This is a genomic window from Sphingobium xenophagum (genome assembly GCF_002288285.1).
Lineage (GTDB): Bacteria > Pseudomonadota > Alphaproteobacteria > Sphingomonadales > Sphingomonadaceae > Sphingobium > Sphingobium xenophagum.
Genome location: NZ_CP022745.1, coordinates 428,174 through 445,178, shown reverse-complemented (window position 1 = coordinate 445,178; position 17,005 = coordinate 428,174). Strand labels below are relative to the sequence as shown.

The window sequence follows — 17,005 nt, the reverse complement described above, 5'->3', positions numbered from 1 at the left end:
ATGACTGATCGCAACGGACAGTTTTTCTGGGTCGAGCTGATGACCAGCGACCCGCAGGCGGCGCTCGCTTTCTACAGCGATGTCATAGGCTGGACCACTATGCCGTTCGGCGAGGATGGCGGCTATACGCTGGTCGTCGGCAGCGCCGGGCCGTTGGGCGGGGTGATGGCCATTCCGGATGAGGCCAGGGATTGCGGCATGACCCCTTGGTGGGGTGGCTATATCGCCTCGGCCGATGTCGATGCGGATGCCGCGCGGCTGGTCGCGGCCGGGGGCAGCATCAAGCGCCCGGCGGAAGATATTGCGGGCGTTGGCCGTTTCGCGGTGATGGGCGATCCGGGCGGCGCGACCTTCATGCTGCTCAAAGGCTCCAGTCCCGACGGCGTGGAAGCGTCGTCGCCCATGGCGCTGGGCCATGTCGGCTGGCACGAACTTTACAGCGGCAATTTCGACGCCGACATGGCCTTCTACACCGGCCAGTTCGGCTGGGCCAAAGGCGACGCCATGGATATGGGCGACATGGGCGTCTATCAACTCATCTCCCAGACCGGCGGTGGCGATTTTACGAGCATGACGGGCGGCATCATGCCTCTCCCCAAAGAAATGCCCGTGCCGCTCTGGCTCTTCTACTATGTCGTGGCCGACATTGACGCCGCGGCGCAGCGCGTCACCGCAGGCGGCGGCACCATTCTCAATGGCCCGTCGGAAGTGCCCGGCGGCAGCTGGATCATCCAGGCGCGCGACCCGCAGGGCGCGATGTTCGCGCTGGTAGGCGCGCGCGGGGCGGAAGCGGCATGACGAACATTGCGCCCTGCCTCTGGTTCGACGGTCAGGCGGAGGAAGCGGCGCATTTCTACGCCTCCGTCTTTGGCGGATCGGTCGATCATGTCAGCTACTATCCGCAGGAAAATCTTTCCCCATCGCCCGCGGCGGGGGCAGCGTCCTGCTGGTTGAATTCACCCTGTTGGGTCTGCGTTATCAGGCATTGAACGGCGGGCCTCAATTCCCGTTCACCGAAGCGGTGTCGCTGTCGGTCGCGTGTCAAGATCAGGCAGAACTGGACCGCTATTATGACGCGCTGACCGCCGATGGCGGATCACCTGCGCCCTGTGGCTGGCTCAAGGACAAATATGGCCTGTCCTGGCAACTGGTGACGGAAGGGATCATGGCCAATTACCACAGCGGCGATCAGGCCGGGATCGACCGCATGATCAAGGTGATGATGACGATGCAGAAACTCGACACTGCCGCCATGCAGGCGGCCTTCGATGGGGACGCGGCATGAGCGAGGGCGCGCATGAACTGTCGGTCAGTTGCACCATCGCAGCCCCGCGCGCGACATGCTGGGCGGTGTGGACCGACCGCAAGGCGGAATGGTTCTGTCCCAAACCGTGGCGGGCCGAAGTCATCGAGGAAGATTTGCGCCCCGGCGGCCGCAGCGCGGTCCAGATGTTCGGACCCGATGGAGAGGAAACCGGCCCGATGGAGGGTGTCTTTCTGGAGGTGGTGCCGGGCGAACGGGTTGTCACCACTGACGCCTATGCCGCAGGCTGGGTTCCGCAAACGCCCTTCATCACCGCCATCTGGACCTTCGCGGACGAGGGCGAAGCCACCCGCTTCACCGCCACCGCCCGTCATTGGGACGCAGAAGCCAAGGCCCGCCATGAGGCAATGGGCTTCCATCCCGGCTGGGATCAGATGATGGCGCAGTTCAAGGCCTTGTGCGAGGGCGCGGCGGGATAACGCCCTTCGCTGACGTCGCTACGGCCTCACCGCAGATCGCAACCTTTATCCGCTACTCTGTCCCATAGCGGGGCAGGGCGGCGTTAACTCCGTTCCTCCCTTGGTCGCTGCGTCGCGCGCGCCTATCCTTGCCACCATGCGCATCCTGTCCACCAGTCTCCTCGTCTCCGCCGCCATCGCCTCGACCGCGCTGGCGCAGGGCAATCCCGCCCCTTTCACGCTTGCCGAATCGGGCCGCGCCTTTGGCTCGCTGGCCGATGCGCTGGGCGCGATCGGCGATGGGCGCGGCACGGTGGTCGTCGCGCCGGGCACCTATCACCAATGTGGCGTCCAGCAGGGCGGCGATGTCACCATCCGCGCCGCGACGCCCGGCACGGTGATTTTCGACGGCGTCCCGTGCGAGGGCAAGGCGGCCCTGGTGCTGCGCGGGCGGGCGAGCACGGTCGACGGCATCATCTTTCAGAATATCCGCGTGCCCGACGGCAATGGCGCAGGCATCCGCCTGGAAAGCGGCAACCTGACCGTCCGCAACAGCCTGTTCCGCAATAGCGAGGAAGGCATATTGACCGGCGATTATGATGGCGGGCAGGTCAGCATCGACAAATCGACCTTCCGTCATCTGGGTCGTTGCGACCGCGATCTGGATTGCGCCCATGGCGTCTATATCGGGCGTCTGGCGGCACTGACCGTCACCAACAGCCGGTTCGACCTTGGCGATGGCGGCCATTATCTCAAGACCCGCACCGCCCGCGTCACCATCACCGGCAACAGCTTCGACGATAGCGGCGGCAAGCTCACCAATTACATGATCGACCTGTCCAACGGCGCGAGCGGCGTCATCAGCGGCAATGAGATGGTGCAGGGCAAGGACAAGGATAATTGGTCCGCCTTCATCACCGTCGCCCCCGAAGGCCGCGAACATGGAAGCGCGGGGCTGGTGATCGAAGGTAACAAGGCAGGCTTCGTGCCGGGATTGGAGCGCAATTCCACCTTCGTCGCCAACTTCACCGACGACGCGGTGCGGATCGGCGCGAATGACCTTGCCCCCTCGATGAAGGTCAAGGAGCGGCGATAGAGGATTGTCCCAGCCCTCGTCCGGGCTGAGCCTGCCGAAGCCATGTCCTTCTCGTGCCGGAGGACGACTATTCGACAGGCTCAGTATTGGCGGGATATGGGGTTGTGTCGAACAATGGGTCGTCGGATACTGCAATCATGCGAACCACCTATGACAGTGCCACCGTCCGGCTTTACCATCTGGGTGACGATGGCGGCGCGACGACATTGATGTACGGCCCTTTGAGCGAAGCGCTGCGCGTGGCCGAACAGCAGACGCAGGAAACGCAGGACGGGCTGTATCTGGCGACCGACAATGACGTGGTCGCCTATCTCGACCTGATCGAAACCTAGCCGTCGGCAAAGCCGAAGGGCGCGCGGGTCCGGCGATAATCGTCGGGCAGCATGTCCCGCCCGATCGGCGGGGCGGAGCGGGCCAGGCACTGGGGACGATGGCACAGGCGGCAGGTGACGCCGATCGGGGTCGGGTCCGGCGTCGGCTGGTCCTGTGTATAGACCAGCCGATGGGCGTGCTCGGCCGCGCAGCAGAGCGCAATCGCCCGCTCCACCCTTGGCGCGCCCCAGCCGCCACCGCCCGCCGTGACGGTCCGGGCGATCGAGAAGAAGCGCTGCCCGTCCGGCAGTTCGAGCCATTGGGTAACGACTTCCCGCGGCGTCTCGAACACCCGATGCACCGACCAGAGCGGGCAGGAGCCACCATGGCGGGCAAAGGGAAATCCTGCCCCGTCGAGCCGCTTGGACGCATTGCCTGCCGGATCGACGCGCAGGAAGAAGAAGGGCACCCGCTCCTGACCCGGTTTCTGCAAGGTGGTCAGCCGATGCGCGGTCTGCTCGAAACTGGTGCCGAACTGCCGCGCCAGCGCCTCGACATCGTAGCGCCGCGTTTCGACCGCCTTGGCGAAGGCGGAATAGGGCATCAGGATCGCCGCCGCTCCATAGCTGGCCAGCGCCCGCCGGGCGAGCCTGCGGCCGCTTTCCCCGGCGAACTGGCCGTCCTTCAGGATCGCGTCGAAACTTTTGCGCATCTCCAGATAGGCGATCTGGAGCGCCAACTGAAACTGCGAACTGGCGGTGTCGAGCGTATCGTCCAGCAGCACCGCATCGCGATGCCGGTCATAGCGGCGCAATGATCCGGCCATGACGTCTGACGGCAGGCGGCGGACGCGCAGATTGTGTTTGACGCGCAACCATGCCGTCAGCCCGCCCTCGGCCTCCGCTTCCGCCGCCAGCTTTTCCGCCGCATCGTCGAGCAGCGGAAAACTGTTGCGGCGGGCGGCCAGGAAGCGGCGCGATTCGGCCACCGGATCGGGAACTTCCTCCGGCGCATCCTGCCCAACAGCGCGGTCGGCGAGCGCCAGATGCTCCTCCCTGTAGCTGGTGTAGAGCCGCAGCAGTGCTTCGGTAATGCCGGGATAATTGACCGCGACATCCCCGGTGGCGAGGGTTGGCAGGTCCAGATCGGCGAACATCGGGTCTTTCAGCACCGCATGCAGCCGCGCGGTCTGCTCCGCGCCGCCATCGCCCGCCACCTCCGCCATATCCAGCTTGTAGGTCCGCGCGAGTCGCAGCAGCATATCGGCCGTCAGCGGTCGCTGGTTGCGCTCCAGCAGCGCGACATAAGAGGCGGAAATATCGAGATCAGCGGCCATATCCGCCTGGGTCAGGCCAAGGTCGCGGCGCAACCGCCGCAATCGCGGCCCCATATAAACCGGGCTATCCTTGCGCATTGCAGCGACTCCTGTGCAGACTTTACAACTTTACAGCATAAATTTGTAAAGATCGACAACTGAACTTCAGCAGGACTGCCGCACTGCAACAGAGGGGATTAGGGCATGCCGCAACAGCTCACTTCCCACGCAAGGACGGCTCATGACCTATCAAGACAATATCGCAAAGGCGCAGCAGCTCATCGGCAGCCATCCCGGCACCTGGGACGGCATCAATGCCGAATCCGTCGCGCGCATGAAGCTGCAAAACCGTTTCAACACCGGCCTCGACATTGCGAAATATACCGCTGGCGTCATGCGCCGCGATATGGCCGCCTATGATCTGGACCCGGCCAACTACACCCAGTCGCTGGGCTGCTGGCACGGCTTCATCGGTCAGCAGAAGATGATCGCGATCAAGAAGCATTTCGGCACGACCAAGCAGAAATATCTGTACCTGTCCGGCTGGATGGTAGCGGCGCTGCGCAGCGACTTTGGCCCGCTGCCTGACCAGTCGATGCATGAAAAGACCAGCGTTCCCGCGCTGATCGAGGAACTATACACGTTCCTCAAGCAGGCCGACGCCCGCGAACTGGGCCTGATGTTCCGCGATCTCGACAAGGCGCGCGAAAGCGGCAACGCGGTCGAGGCGCAGCGCCTGACCCACGCGATCGACAATTATGAAACCCATGTCGTTCCGATCATCGCGGATATCGACGCGGGCTTCGGCAACGCGGAAGCGACCTACCTGCTCGCCAAGAAGATGATCGAGGCGGGCGCCTGCGCGCTCCAGATCGAAAATCAGGTCAGCGACGAAAAGCAGTGCGGTCATCAGGACGGCAAGGTCACGGTGCCGCATGAGGACTTCCTCGCCAAGGTGCGCGCCTGCCGCTACGCCTTTCTGGAACTGGGCGTCGACGATGGCATCATCGTCACCCGCACCGACTCGCTGGGCGCCGGCCTCACCAAGCAGATCGCGGTCAGCAAGGAACCGGGCGACATTGGCGACCAGTATAACAGCTTCCTCGATTGCGAGGAGATTGACCCCGCGACGGCGAAGAATGGCGACGTCATCCTGAACCGCGATGGCAAGCTGCTGCGGCCCAAGCGCCTGCCCAGCAACCTGTTCCAGTTCCGCGAAGGCACTGGCGCAGACCGCTGCGTCCTCGACTGCATCACCTCGCTCCAGAATGGCGCGGACCTGCTGTGGATCGAAACGGAAAAGCCGCATATCGAGCAGATCGCCTCGATGGTCGACCGCATCCGCGAAGTCATCCCCAACGCCAAGCTGGTCTATAACAATTCGCCCAGCTTCAACTGGACGCTGAACTTCCGCCAGCAGGTCTATGATGCATGGGTTGAAGCGGGCAAGGATGTCAGCGCCTATGACCGGGCGCGCCTGATGAGCGTCGATTATGACGACACGGATCTGGGCCGGGAAGCGGATGACAGGATCCGCACCTTCCAGAAGGATGCAGCGGCGCGGGCGGGGATTTTCCACCACCTCATCACCCTGCCGACCTATCACACTGCGGCGCTCAGCACCGACAATCTGGCCAAGACCTATTTCGGCGAAGAAGGGATGCTCGGCTATGTCGAGGGCGTCCAGCGCAAGGAAATCCGTCAGGGCATCGCCTGCGTGAAGCATCAGAATATGAGCGGCAGCGACATTGGCGACGATCACAAGGATTATTTTGCCGGTGAAGCCGCGCTCAAGGCGGGCGGCGTCCACAATACGATGAACCAGTTTGCGGCCTGACGGCTGCTGAACTAGCCAGTTCGCGGGGTACTCGACACTCCTCCGCGATTTGGGTGGAAGGACTTGACGACCCGGCGGCGCACCGTCGGGTCGTTCTTTCGTTTTAGTGGGTGTTGGTATTCCCGCGCAGGCGGGAACCCAGTCCCGCCGTCTGAACTGGATTCCCGCCAGCGCGGGAACACGCTGCATTCAATCGCTTCTTGGCGTCAAACAATACCTGCCCGCTGCCGCACCGTCTGCTTCAATATGTCGAGCGGCATCGCGCCCAGCGTCAGCACGTCATGAAACGCCTTGATGTCGAAAGCGGTGCCCTGCTTCTTCTTCACCTCGGCGCGCAAATCGTCCCAGACCGTGTGGCCGATCTTGTAGCTGCACGCCTGTCCCGGCCAGACGGTGTAGCGGTCGATCTCGCCCTGGCTGCGACCCCTTGCGATGCCGGTGGTGGCGATCAGATAGTCGGTCGCCTTTTCCCGGCTCCACCGTTTGACGTGCATCCCTGAGTCCACGACCAGCCGTGTCGCGCGGAACAGCAACGACTGGAGATAGCCGACCTGCCCCAGCGGATCGCCGTCGAACATCCTCATTTCGTCCGCCAACTGCTCGGAATAGAGCGCCCAGCCTTCCGAATAGCCGCTATAGCCGCCGCGTCGCCGGATCATCGGAATAGCGTCCGATTCGAGCGCGACCGACACTTGCAGATGATGACCCGGCACTGCCTCATGATGGGTCAGCGTCGCCAGCCCGAATTTGGGTCTGTCGAACGTGTCGCGCAGGTTGATATAATAGATGGCGGGGCGCGACCCATCGAGCGAGGCGTTCTGATAATAGCCCCCCGGTGCCCCCGCCTGGATCGTCACGGGAACGCGGCGGACCTCGACCGGCGCCTTGGGCACGATGTTGAAGGCTTCGCCCAGCCGCTTTTGCATGGCGATGATCTGAAGGTTCAGTTGCGCCAGCAGCGCCTCGCGGCCCGCATCGGTATTGGGAAACAACTGGTCGGGGCGCTGGTTCAGCGCGACCAGACGCTCGCCGACGCTCCCCTGGCTCATCCCTTCGCCCTTCAGGATCGTGTCGATGCGTGCGCTGATCTGCGCCACCTGATCCAGGCCGATCCGGTGGATTTCATCGCCGGTCAGCGCGGTCGTCGTCGCGGCTTCGGCGGCGGCGGCGTAAAAGGCTTCGCCGTCGGGCAGGCGCCATACGCCCGCGTCATGGCTGGCCTTAGCCCGCAATGCCTGTACCAGCGCGCGCTGCCGGTCGAGCGCTGGGAATATCTTTTCCGCCACGATCTTTTCAGCCTGTGCCGCACGTTCGGGCGGCAGGCCAGCGGCAGCAAGTTTCTTTGCAAAGGACGCGACAAGGACCGTTTGCGCGGCCGGCTGATCGCGCAGCGCAGCCTGCATCTTGAGCGTCGTGTCGAGAATATAGTCGGGCGCGAACACGCCCTTGGCGGCATCCGCCTTCTGCCGCGCAAGTTCGCCGTCCATGGACGCTGGGAAGGCTTCCAGCCGGGCCAGATAGGCATCGGCATCCGCCGCATCCCTGACCCGATGTTGCGAATCAAGAAAGTCAGGTGTCTCGCGATAGCTGCCGGTCAGTTGGCTCAGTACATAGGGCGCATAGCGGCCCGCCGTCTCGCCATAGCCGAAGCGTTCGCCCCCAATAGAGCGCGCAAGCTGGTAAGTGACGACATCGTAATCCAGCTTCGACGCATCGCTCAAGGCCGCGCGGTCGATGCTGGCGAGTTGCCGCGCCTGCGCCTTGCTGCGCGCCAGATCGCGCGCGACCCCGGCGGCGGACGTGTCGCTCAGCTTGCCCCGCAGCGCCGCGCGCTCCCCGGTGTCGAGGCCAAGCCGGGTGGCCTGCTCGGGCGAATCCGCCAGCCGTTCGTAGAAGAAACCATCGAGCATGGCGCGCAGCCGGGCATCGGCCGTAGCGGGCTGGGCAAAGGCGGGGGTGGCGGCGGCCGTCAGCGCGGTCGCGCCGCTGGTGGCAAGGAATTGGCGTCGGTTCACGACAGGAAACTCCGTCTGTCTGGGGAAGGGCGATAATGATGTAACGCCCGTGATGCCCCCTTGTGCCGCCCTTCCAAAGGCTTGGCTAGGTCTTGCACCAGATAAGCCAGCCTTATGCTTTGCGTCGCTGGTTGCGGCTATACGGCCCCATGCCCATGCGATACGGCTGGACCTGCCTGTATCAGCGGAGCCATGCCATGCCCTACACACTCATCACCGCCAACCGCAATTACAGCAGCTGGTCGCTGCGCCCCTGGTTGTTGATGACCGCGCTGGACATCCCCTTTATCGACCGGATCGAGCCCTTTGCGCAGGCCAGCAACTATGCCGCATTCCGCAGTTTTTCGCCGACGGGACAGGTGCCTGCGCTGATCGATGGCGACCGCACGGTCTGGGATTCGCTGGGCATTACCGTCTATCTGGCCGATCGCCATCCGGCCGTCTGGCCCACGGACGACGCCGCGCGCGCCTGGGCGCAATGCGCGACGGCGGAAATGCACAGCGGCTTTGCGACCCTGCGCAATGATTGCACGATGAATGTCGGGGTACGGGTCGAACCGCATATGCATTCGCCCGCGCTCAACCGGGACATTGCGCGTCTGGCGGAGCTTTGGTCCGAAGGTCTGGCGCGCTTCGGCGGACCGTTCCTGGCCGGTTCGGCCTTCACCGCCGTCGATGCCTTCTACGCCCCGGTCGCATTCCGCGTGCGCACCTATGGTCTGGATGTCGGCCCTGTGGGGCAGGCCTGGGTCGATCATATGCTCGCATTGCCCGCCATGCTGGCATGGGAAAAGGCCGCCTTGGCAGAGACATGGCGTGAAGACAGCCATGAGGCCGAGATCGGCGCCGCCGGACGGATCGTCGCGGATTATCGCGCTGTGTAACATTGTTGCCGACCAGATGGACAAAAGTGTCGTTTACTGCCCGCTTCCCCCTTTTCCCCCGATCTTTCCGGGTCTAGGGGGGAACCACTATGGTTAAGCTCCGCACCCTCTATGAGAAGATCTGGGACGCGCATGTCGTCGAGCGCCGCCCGGATGGCACCTGCCTGATCTATATTGATCGCCACCTCGTGCATGAGGTGACGTCGCCACAGGCGTTTGAGGGGCTTCGCCTGGCTGGGCGAACGGTGCGGCGGCCGGACCTGACGCTGGCCGTGCCGGATCATAATCTGCCCACCACGCCGCGTCGCGACGCCGATGGCAATCGCATCCCGATCGCCGACCCGGAAAGTGCGCAGCAACTCGCCGCGCTGGAACGCAATGCCCCCGAATTCGGTATCCGCCTGATCGGCGACGCCGATGTGGAACAGGGCATCGTCCATGTCGTGGGGCCGGAACAGGGCTTCACCCTGCCGGGCACGACACTGGTATGCGGCGACAGTCATACATCATCGCATGGCGCGCTGGGCGCACTGGCCTTCGGCATTGGCACGTCGGAGGTCGAGCATGTGCTGGCGACGCAGACATTGCTGCTCAAGCAATCGAAGACGATGCAGGTCGTGGTCGAAGGCGAACTGGGCTTTGGCGTAACCCCCAAGGATGTCGCGCTGGCGATTTGCGGCCATATCGGCACCGCTGGCGGCACCGGCTATGTCATGGAATATCGCGGCTCGGTGTTCCGCGATATGTCGATCGAGGGGCGGCTGACCGTCGCCAATATGTCGATCGAGGCAGGCGCACGGTCGGGCCTGTTCGCGCCTGACGAAACGACTTTCGCCTATCTGAAAGGCCGCCCGATGGCGCCCAAGGGGGCTGACTGGGATGCTGCCGTCGCCTGGTGGCGCACGCTGGCGACCGATGAAGGGGCTGTGTTCGACAAGACGGTGGTGATCGACGCCGCCGACATCGTGCCGACCGTCACCTGGGGCACCAGCCCTGAAGATGTTGTTGCGGTGACGGGCGTGGTGCCGAACCCCGACAGTTTCGAGGATGCGTCCAAGCGGGCGGCGGCGCAAAAGTCGCTCGACTATATGGGGCTGACCGCGGGGCAGAAACTGGCCGACGTGGCGATCGAGCATGTCTTTATCGGCAGTTGCACCAACAGCCGGATCGAGGATCTGCGCGCTGCTGCGGCTTTGCTCGACGGGCGGCACATCGCGAGCGGGATCAAGCATGCCATGGTCGTGCCGGGGTCGGGGCTGGTCAAGCGGCAGGCCGAAGCCGAGGGGCTGGACCGCATCTTCACCCAGGCGGGCTTTGAATGGCGCGAGCCGGGCTGTTCGGCCTGCCTTGGCATGAACCCGGACAAGGTACCGTCCGGCGAGCGCTGCGCATCGACCAGCAACCGCAATTTCATGGGCCGTCAGGGACCGGGCGCGCGCACGCATCTGGTATCGCCTGCAATGGCGGCGGCGGCGGCGATCACCGGCCGGCTGACCGACGTGCGCGAACTGTTGAAAAAAGAAGAGGGGATGGCACTGTGAAAAGATCTTCTGGCTGCTCACACTGGGCGCACTGGCAAGCGCGGCGATGGCCGCGACGCTGGGTCGGGCCGAGGATATTCCCGCCACGGAAGCAAAGCAGGCGCGCTGATGGACAAGCTGACGACGGTTGAGGGCAAGGCCTATCCGTTCGGGATGAAGAATGTCGACACCGACATCATCATTCCGTCGCACTGGCTCAAGACGATTTCGCGCAACGGCATGGGCAAGGGCGCGTTTGAAGTGCTGCGCAAGGAGCCGGGCAACGTCTTTGACGATCCGGCCTATGCCGGCAGCCCGATCCTGATTGCGGGCGACAATTTCGGCTGTGGCTCCAGCCGCGAACATGCCGCCTGGGCGCTGGACGATCTGGGCATCCGGGTGGTGATCGCGCCCAGCTTTTCCGACATTTTCTCCAGCAATGCGTTCAAGAACGGCATATTGACCGTCGTTCTGCCGCAGCAGGCGATCGACCGGCTGATGGAAGTCGCGCAAGGCCCGGCAGGGACGCCCGACGAAATCCATGTCGATCTGGAACAACAGACGGTCACGACCCGGTTTCAGGATCGTTTCAGCTTCGATATTGACCCGTTCCGCAAACATTGCCTGATGGGGGGACTGGATGAAATCGGCCTGACGCTGGGCGATGCCGATGGCATCGGCGTCTATGAAGCAAAAATGGCGCAGGATCGCCCCTGGACCATCCCCGTCGTTGCGTAACGACGCGCTTCTTCCTATCTCTTTTTCTACCATCAGGTTTCAGTGGGGCTTTTGGGCATGACGACTTTCGACGATCGCGAACGGGCCTTTGAAAATATGTTCGCGCATGATCAGGAAATGCAGTTCCGCATCCAGGCGCGCCGCAACCGCCTGCTTGGTGAATGGGCGGCGGCGAAGATGGGGCTGACGCCGGAAGAAACCGATGCCTATGCCAAGGCGGTGGTGCAGGCTGATTTCGAGGAAGCCGGTGACGAAGACGTCATCCGCAAGCTGGTGGGCGACATGACGTCGGCGGGTATCGACATTGACGAGCCGGGCGTGCGCGCCGCGCTGGAAGAACAAGCGGTGGTCGCCCGCCGCATGTTCATCGAAGCGCAGTAAGGCACGACCGATGCCAATGGCCGCCGATGACATTGCCGCCATGATCCGCGCGGCGATTCCCGATGCCGATGTCGAAATTACCGATCTCGCTGGGGATGGCGACCATTATGCCGCGCGGGTGGTGTCGGAAAGTTTCCGCGGGATGAGCCGGGTGGCGCAGCAGCGCGCCGTTTACGCGGCGCTTGGTGGACGGATGGGCGGCGTACTCCACGCCTTGCAACTGACCACCGCGGTTCCCAACTAGACACGCATCACAGATTCGCGCCCACAAGCGGTGCCAGACAGGAATGGACTTTCGATCATGACCGACGCCGTGCATCAGCGGATTGCCGAAATCGTGGGCGCCAATGACGTGGTGCTCTTCATGAAGGGTACGCCGCTCTTCCCCCAATGCGGCTTTTCCAGCCGCGCCATCGCGATCCTCGAACATCTCGGCGTCGCGTATGAAACGGTCGACGTCTTGCAGGACCAGGCCGTGCGGCAGGGGATCAAGGCCTTTTCCGACTGGCCGACCATCCCCCAGCTTTATGTGAAGGGCGAATTTATCGGCGGCAGCGACATCATGATGGAAATGTATGAAGCTGGCGAATTGCACCAGTTGATGACGGACCAGGGGGTCGCTGCGGCCAGCTGATCCTGACCGAAATATACTGCCATGCAGGGCGGTCCGTTGATCGGGCCGCCTTTTTTTGTGCCGACTATTGGGGGATTCACCGGGTTGGGGGTGCCGACGGAGACCTGGCAGCACCCCCAGGGTAGTTACACGGTGGGTTATGCAATGAAAGTTGCAACCGCCGTGCCACAACGATCGGAGCGCGCAAATCCGCGGTTACAAGGGTTAACGGCGCGTACCGCTGACAGGCTTCTGTCAAAAATCCCGACATTTTCACGATGCGTAGAGCGCCTCTGACGGGGCGGCCTTAACGCTATTGACTACAGTCGTAATCAATGCGACTACATCTGTAGTTGGAAAAGGAAGCGAGAGTCGCGTGGCGCAAGTGGGTGAAAAGATCAGCGAAGCCGAACTGGTGGTGATGGAGGCGCTGTGGGAACAGTCGCCGCTGACCGCCAATGACGTGGCCGATCGCGTCACCGCCGCGCGCGACTGGAGCGCCCAGACGGTCAAGACATTATTGTCGCGGCTGATGGCCAAGGATGTGATCGCCGCCGATCAGGATGGCCGTCGCTTCCTCTATCGGCCCCTTGTCGCGCGGGAGGATTATGTCGCCAGCGAATCGGGGCGGCTGGTCAACCGGCTGTTCGGCGGGCGGGTGTCGCCGCTGGTCGCGCAACTGGCGAGCCAGGATCAGTTGAGCGACGATGACATTGCCGAGCTTGAGGCAATCCTGAAAGGGCTGAAATCATGAGCGTCTGGATGGTTGAAACGCTGATTGCCACGACGCTGCTGATGGCGCTGGTCATGCTGTTGCGACGGCCGGTGGCGCGCTGGTTGGGGGCGGGGGCCGCCTATTGCCTTTGGGCGGTGCCGTTCGCGCGAATGCTGCTGCCCGCGCTGCCCGGCGACGTCGCCAGCCCCTCTCCCTTGCATGTCGCCGTCGATCAGGCTGGCCTGCCCGATCTGCTGGCCGTTGCGCCCGCGCCGCAAGTGGCGGCGGAGGCGAGCTTTCCCTGGCTGGAGGTCGGCATCGGCGTCTGGTTTGCCGGGATGCTGGCTTTCCTTGTCATACAGGCGGTCGGCTATGCGCGGTTCCGGCGGCACATGCTCACCGGTGCCACGCCGATTGGCGAGGAAGGCCGTATCCGCCTGATCACCAGCCCCCATGCCAGTGGTCCGCTTGCCTTCGGCGTGCTCAAACCCTTCATCGTGCTGCCCGCCGATTTTGCGCTGCGCTATGACGCGCTGGAACAGGAAATGGCGATTGCGCATGAACGCGCCCATCATGCCCATGGCGATCTGGCCGCGAACATGATCGCGCTCGCGCTGCTCGCCATCCACTGGTGCAATCCCATCGCCTGGATCGCCTATCGCGCCTATCGCGCCGATCAGGAAACGGCCTGCGACGCCCGCGTACTGGCGCTTTATGGCCAGGATCAGGCCCATATTTATGGCCGCGCGATCCTGAAGGCCGCTGGTGGCCGTCAGTTCGCCGCCGCCTGTCATCTCACTCGTATTACAACATTGAAGGGGAGGCTCATCATGCTTTCGCGTCACGAAATTTCACTCCACCGGATCAGCTGGGGCATGGCCGCCGTCGCGATGGTGACGGCTACGGGCCTCGCGCTCACGGCGTCGGGCAGCCGCGCTGCGCAGCAGATGGCCGCCATCAGCGACACGGTGGAAACCGCAGACTTTGCACGCCTGTCCGATCTGGTCGCCAAACCCGCCGCCGCCAGCGTGCCGCAGACGCCAGACGTTCCCGACGTTGCAGCCGTCCCGGCAGCAGCGACTATCGACACCGAAATGGCCGTCGCACCGCCGCCCGCGCCACCCGCTCCGATCGTCCCTGCCGCAGATATGGTCGCGCCGGTAGCGCCCGTCCCGCCCGTTCCCCATGTGCCGCCCGTAACCGTTCGGGAGGAAAAGGGCGCCATCGTCGTCACCCATGCCGATGGCCGGGTCGAGCGCCACCATATCCCGACCGACGCCGAAATCCGCCGCATGGTGCCGCGGGTCGACGTCCGCAACGGCTGTGAGGGCAGCCAGACCGTCAGCCAGCGTGAAAGCGTGGATGGTGACGGTCGCCGCACCATCCGCGTACGCATCTGCCAGGCGCAGATCGAAGCGCAGGCCCATCGCGCGGCGCGCGCGGGACTGGTGGCGGCCCGCGCCCAGGTCGCAAGGACCGCGCACATGACCGACCGCGTCCGCGCCGACGTGCTGCGCGATCTGGACGACGAAATTGCCAAGATTGACGGGCAGGGGGACTGACCCGGCCCGTTCGACCGGGTCACCCGGATTGTGCAGGCGAAAGCCATCCATGGGTCCGCCCGTGGATGGCTTTTTTGCGTCTCGGAAAGCTCAGGCCGTCGGCGCGACAGCACAATAATGCACAAATGCGTCGAGCGCCTGATCGGCATCGATCAGGCGCTCGGGCAGGACACGCAGGTCCGACATTGGAAAGGCGCCGCCGCACCGTCGCGATCGACGGTGGCGGGCCTCACCGCATCATTTAGCCCTGGCGGGCCTTGAAGCGGCGGTTGGTCTTGTTGATCACATAGGTACGGCCGCGACGGCGGATCACGCGGTTATCGCGATGACGGTCCTTGAGCGACTTGAGCGAGTTGCGGATCTTCATGGAAGTCTGCCTTCTTAGAATCTGGCTTTAGCGGAAAATCGAAGCGCTGCCCCTATGGGCGGAGAGGGCTTAAGTCAAGTCCACTGGCAAGACTTTTGCCCCCGTTCATCCTTCATGCAGCAAGTTGATGGCTTGGAGCGTTGAAGGAATTATGCTGTTCGCGTCGTTTAGCGGATATGCCCCGTTGGAGTAGATGCCATGTCCAAGCGCCTGATCCTCGCCACCAGCCTTGCCCTGTCCCTCAGCGCATGTGCCACGGCGATTCCCCCGGTGGAGGTCACGCGCTTCCATATCGGCAATCCCGCACGCAGCGGCACGATCGCGGTGGAGGAAATGCGCGGCAATCCCGATGTCAGCCTGGAATTCCGCACCTATGCCGCCGCCGTGTCGCAGGAATGGCAGCGTGTCGGCTTCACGCCCGTATCGGCAGGGGAGACCAGCGACTATGTCGCCAGCGTCGCTTTCCGCCGCAGCTTTCGCCCGTCGGGCGTCGACCGTGGCAGTGACAGGCCAGTCAGCGTCGGCGTGGGCGGTGGAATCGGCAGCGGCGGCTTTTCCGGCATGGGCGTGGGCGTCGGCATCAACCTGTCGGGCAAGCCCAAGGATATTGTGACGACCGAACTGCACGTTCAGCTTCGCCGCCGCGCCGATTCGACGATGATCTGGGAAGGGCGTGCGTTGACGGAGGCGCGCGAAGGCACGCCAGCCGCGCAGCCGGGCCTCGCCGCACAAAAGCTGAGCGCCGCGCTGATCGAGGGCTATCCGGGCGAATCCGGCCGCACTATAACCGTCAAATGACCATATCCATCACCAGCGCATTCGACAGCGGCAATATCCGCGTCCTTTCCATCACCGACACGCCGGAGCATGTTCGCGCCGAGCTGGAAATCGTGACCGACCATCAGAGCGATTTCTATCAATGGTTCCATTTTCGGCTCGCCAACGCCGCCGGGCGATCGGTGGAACTGGCGATCGTCAATTGTGCCGGGTCGGCCTATCCCGACGGCTGGACCGGCTACAGGGCGCGGATCAGCGAAGATCGCGAAAGCTGGACCCAGGCCGATACCAGCTATGCCGACGGCACGCTCACGATTCGGCTGGAACCGGACAGCAATGCGCTGTGGGTCGCCTATTTCGCGCCCTATTCGATGGAGCGCCACCATGATCTGATCGCCTTTGCCGCTAGCCAGCCGGGCGTCACCCACCGCGAACTGGGGCTGACGCTGGATGGTCAGCCGCTCGACCTGCTGACCATAGGCGACGGTCCCAAACAGGTGTGGCTTTATGCCCGTCAGCATCCGGGCGAAACCATGGCGCAATGGTGGATGGAAGGCGCGCTGGAACGGCTGTGCGACGAAGAGGATTCGGTTGCGCGTTTGCTCAGGCAACAGGCGACGATCCATCTGGTGCCCAATATGAACCCGGACGGCAGCCGCCGCGGCCATTTGCGCACCAACGCGGCGGGCGTGAACCTGAACCGCGAATGGCACGAACCGTCGATGGAGCGTAGCCCGGAGGTGTTTCTGGTCCGCGCGGCGATGGACCAAACCGGTGTCGACCTCGCCCTGGACGTGCATGGCGACGAAGCGATCCCGGCCGTATTCATCGCCGGCTTTGAAGGCATCCCTTCCATCACGGAACGGCAACTGACCCTCTACCATCGTTATCGCGACACGCTGGCGGCGCGCACGCCGGATTTCCAGACGCGGCTTGGCTATCCTGTGGCGGGCGAGGGGCGGGCGAACCTGTCCATGTCCACCAATCAGCTTGCCGAACGCTTTGGCGCGGTGGCGATGACGCTGGAAATGCCGTTCAAGGATAATGACGACCTGCCCGACGCCGATTTCGGCTGGTCGCCTGCCCGTTCCGCGCAACTGGGCAAGGATTGCCTGGCCGTGCTGGCGGAGATGATCGGGGAAATCTAGGAA

General features: G+C 63.7%; 20 protein-coding genes. 17 read left to right on the top strand and 3 right to left on the bottom strand.

The genetic code is table 11. The annotated features are described in order from the left end of the window. From CJD35_RS02170 to CJD35_RS02150, 6 genes are all read left to right on the top strand, one after another. Complete coding sequence (locus tag CJD35_RS02170; protein WP_017181417.1) at positions 1 to 798, top strand: VOC family protein; 798 nt, start codon at positions 1 to 3, stop codon at positions 796 to 798. Further along, positions 795 to 989, top strand: a complete 195-nt coding sequence (locus CJD35_RS23360; protein WP_276327783.1) for a VOC family protein — start codon at positions 795 to 797, stop codon at positions 987 to 989. Before CJD35_RS02170 ends, CJD35_RS23360 begins: the two co-directional genes overlap by 4 nt. Beyond that, entirely contained in the window at positions 986 to 1,285 is a 300-nt protein-coding gene (locus CJD35_RS23355; RefSeq protein ID WP_276327782.1) for a VOC family protein, read from the top strand. The genes CJD35_RS23360 and CJD35_RS23355 overlap by 4 nt, the downstream gene beginning before the upstream one ends. After that, on the top strand, positions 1,282 to 1,743 hold the full coding sequence (locus tag CJD35_RS02160; protein WP_017181415.1) for an SRPBCC domain-containing protein: 462 nt from the start codon (positions 1,282 to 1,284) through the stop codon (positions 1,741 to 1,743). The genes CJD35_RS23355 and CJD35_RS02160 overlap by 4 nt, the downstream gene beginning before the upstream one ends. 136 nt (positions 1,744 to 1,879) lie before the next feature. Continuing rightward, positions 1,880 to 2,818 (top strand): right-handed parallel beta-helix repeat-containing protein, encoded by a 939-nt coding sequence (locus CJD35_RS02155; protein ID WP_026002097.1) that lies wholly within the window; start codon positions 1,880 to 1,882, stop codon positions 2,816 to 2,818. Between the two features lie 137 nt (positions 2,819 to 2,955). Beyond that, the gene (locus CJD35_RS02150; RefSeq protein WP_026002096.1) at positions 2,956 to 3,150 is read left to right on the top strand and encodes a hypothetical protein; all 195 of its coding nucleotides are present in this window, start codon (positions 2,956 to 2,958) and stop codon (positions 3,148 to 3,150) included. On the opposite strand, the gene CJD35_RS02145 is transcribed toward CJD35_RS02150, so the two are convergent. Then, entirely contained in the window at positions 3,147 to 4,544 is a 1,398-nt protein-coding gene (locus tag CJD35_RS02145; protein ID WP_017181412.1) for a helix-turn-helix domain-containing protein, read from the bottom strand. The genes CJD35_RS02150 and CJD35_RS02145 overlap by 4 nt on opposite strands. Before the next feature lie 142 nt (positions 4,545 to 4,686). On the opposite strand from CJD35_RS02145, the gene CJD35_RS02140 reads away from it, so the two are divergent. Then, positions 4,687 to 6,282, top strand: coding sequence for an isocitrate lyase (locus tag CJD35_RS02140; protein WP_017181411.1), 1,596 nt, complete (start codon positions 4,687 to 4,689; stop codon positions 6,280 to 6,282). Between the two features lie 206 nt (positions 6,283 to 6,488). Here the strand turns inward: CJD35_RS02140 and CJD35_RS02135 are convergent, their stop codons facing one another. Beyond that, positions 6,489 to 8,297: a DUF885 domain-containing protein gene (locus CJD35_RS02135; protein ID WP_017181410.1), complete on the bottom strand. Its 1,809-nt coding sequence runs from the start codon at positions 8,295 to 8,297 to the stop codon at positions 6,489 to 6,491. A 197-nt stretch (positions 8,298 to 8,494) separates the two neighbouring features. Here CJD35_RS02135 and CJD35_RS02130 point away from each other — a divergent pair, with 197 nt between their 5' ends. The 8 genes from CJD35_RS02130 (at position 8,495) to CJD35_RS02095 (ending at position 14,710) form a co-directional block, all read left to right on the top strand. Further along, positions 8,495 to 9,181 (top strand): glutathione S-transferase family protein, encoded by a 687-nt coding sequence (locus CJD35_RS02130; RefSeq protein ID WP_017181409.1) that lies wholly within the window; start codon positions 8,495 to 8,497, stop codon positions 9,179 to 9,181. A gap of 89 nt (positions 9,182 to 9,270) precedes the next feature. Beyond that, positions 9,271 to 10,722: a 3-isopropylmalate dehydratase large subunit gene (gene leuC, locus CJD35_RS02125; protein ID WP_017181408.1), complete on the top strand. Its 1,452-nt coding sequence runs from the start codon at positions 9,271 to 9,273 to the stop codon at positions 10,720 to 10,722. Positions 10,723 to 10,830: 108 nt separating this feature from the next. Next, complete coding sequence (leuD, locus tag CJD35_RS02120) at positions 10,831 to 11,439, top strand: 3-isopropylmalate dehydratase small subunit (protein ID WP_017181406.1); 609 nt, start codon at positions 10,831 to 10,833, stop codon at positions 11,437 to 11,439. A gap of 57 nt (positions 11,440 to 11,496) precedes the next feature. Then, complete coding sequence (locus tag CJD35_RS02115) at positions 11,497 to 11,820, top strand: DUF1476 domain-containing protein (protein ID WP_017181405.1); 324 nt, start codon at positions 11,497 to 11,499, stop codon at positions 11,818 to 11,820. A 10-nt stretch (positions 11,821 to 11,830) separates the two neighbouring features. Beyond that, positions 11,831 to 12,064 (top strand): BolA family protein, encoded by a 234-nt coding sequence (locus CJD35_RS02110; RefSeq protein WP_026002095.1) that lies wholly within the window; start codon positions 11,831 to 11,833, stop codon positions 12,062 to 12,064. Between the two features lie 57 nt (positions 12,065 to 12,121). Further along, positions 12,122 to 12,454 (top strand): Grx4 family monothiol glutaredoxin, encoded by a 333-nt coding sequence (grxD, locus tag CJD35_RS02105; RefSeq protein WP_017181403.1) that lies wholly within the window; start codon positions 12,122 to 12,124, stop codon positions 12,452 to 12,454. Positions 12,455 to 12,818: 364 nt separating this feature from the next. Continuing rightward, positions 12,819 to 13,187: a BlaI/MecI/CopY family transcriptional regulator gene (locus CJD35_RS02100; RefSeq protein ID WP_026002094.1), complete on the top strand. Its 369-nt coding sequence runs from the start codon at positions 12,819 to 12,821 to the stop codon at positions 13,185 to 13,187. Continuing rightward, positions 13,184 to 14,710 carry a M56 family metallopeptidase gene (locus CJD35_RS02095; protein WP_017181401.1) on the top strand — a complete coding sequence of 509 codons (1,527 nt, stop codon included), beginning with the start codon at positions 13,184 to 13,186 and terminating at the stop codon, positions 14,708 to 14,710. The genes CJD35_RS02100 and CJD35_RS02095 overlap by 4 nt, the downstream gene beginning before the upstream one ends. 241 nt (positions 14,711 to 14,951) lie before the next feature. Here CJD35_RS02095 and ykgO read toward each other — a convergent pair whose 3' ends face one another. Further along, positions 14,952 to 15,077: a type B 50S ribosomal protein L36 gene (gene ykgO / locus CJD35_RS02090; RefSeq protein ID WP_003046794.1), complete on the bottom strand. Its 126-nt coding sequence runs from the start codon at positions 15,075 to 15,077 to the stop codon at positions 14,952 to 14,954. Positions 15,078 to 15,275: 198 nt separating this feature from the next. On the opposite strand from ykgO, the gene CJD35_RS02085 reads away from it, so the two are divergent. Beyond that, positions 15,276 to 15,875 (top strand): hypothetical protein, encoded by a 600-nt coding sequence (locus CJD35_RS02085; protein WP_017181399.1) that lies wholly within the window; start codon positions 15,276 to 15,278, stop codon positions 15,873 to 15,875. Beyond that, on the top strand, positions 15,872 to 17,002 hold the full coding sequence (locus tag CJD35_RS02080; protein ID WP_017181398.1) for a M14 family metallopeptidase: 1,131 nt from the start codon (positions 15,872 to 15,874) through the stop codon (positions 17,000 to 17,002). Before CJD35_RS02085 ends, CJD35_RS02080 begins: the two co-directional genes overlap by 4 nt. Positions 17,003 to 17,005: the final 3 nt, after the last annotated feature.

Bases quoted from the DNA above. Each gene is read 5' to 3' on its own strand.
- CJD35_RS02115 (WP_017181405.1), top strand. From the start codon at position 11,497: ATGACGACTTTCGACGATCGCGAACGGGCCTTTGAAAATATGTTCGCG.
- CJD35_RS02170 (WP_017181417.1), top strand. From the start codon at position 1: ATGACTGATCGCAACGGACAGTTTTTCTGGGTCGAGCTGATGACCAGC.
- ykgO (WP_003046794.1), bottom strand. From the start codon at position 15,077: ATGAAGATCCGCAACTCGCTCAAGTCGCTCAAGGACCGTCATCGCGAT.
- CJD35_RS02160 (WP_017181415.1), top strand. From the start codon at position 1,282: ATGAGCGAGGGCGCGCATGAACTGTCGGTCAGTTGCACCATCGCAGCC.
- CJD35_RS02150 (WP_026002096.1), top strand. From the start codon at position 2,956: ATGCGAACCACCTATGACAGTGCCACCGTCCGGCTTTACCATCTGGGT.
- leuD (WP_017181406.1), top strand. From the start codon at position 10,831: ATGGACAAGCTGACGACGGTTGAGGGCAAGGCCTATCCGTTCGGGATG.
- CJD35_RS02110 (WP_026002095.1), top strand. From the start codon at position 11,831: ATGCCAATGGCCGCCGATGACATTGCCGCCATGATCCGCGCGGCGATT.
- CJD35_RS02095 (WP_017181401.1), top strand. From the start codon at position 13,184: ATGAGCGTCTGGATGGTTGAAACGCTGATTGCCACGACGCTGCTGATG.
- leuC (WP_017181408.1), top strand. From the start codon at position 9,271: ATGGTTAAGCTCCGCACCCTCTATGAGAAGATCTGGGACGCGCATGTC.
- CJD35_RS02130 (WP_017181409.1), top strand. From the start codon at position 8,495: ATGCCCTACACACTCATCACCGCCAACCGCAATTACAGCAGCTGGTCG.
- CJD35_RS02145 (WP_017181412.1), bottom strand. From the start codon at position 4,544: ATGCGCAAGGATAGCCCGGTTTATATGGGGCCGCGATTGCGGCGGTTG.
- CJD35_RS02085 (WP_017181399.1), top strand. From the start codon at position 15,276: ATGTCCAAGCGCCTGATCCTCGCCACCAGCCTTGCCCTGTCCCTCAGC.
- CJD35_RS02140 (WP_017181411.1), top strand. From the start codon at position 4,687: ATGACCTATCAAGACAATATCGCAAAGGCGCAGCAGCTCATCGGCAGC.
- grxD (WP_017181403.1), top strand. From the start codon at position 12,122: ATGACCGACGCCGTGCATCAGCGGATTGCCGAAATCGTGGGCGCCAAT.
- CJD35_RS02080 (WP_017181398.1), top strand. From the start codon at position 15,872: ATGACCATATCCATCACCAGCGCATTCGACAGCGGCAATATCCGCGTC.
- CJD35_RS23360 (WP_276327783.1), top strand. From the start codon at position 795: ATGACGAACATTGCGCCCTGCCTCTGGTTCGACGGTCAGGCGGAGGAA.
- CJD35_RS02155 (WP_026002097.1), top strand. From the start codon at position 1,880: ATGCGCATCCTGTCCACCAGTCTCCTCGTCTCCGCCGCCATCGCCTCG.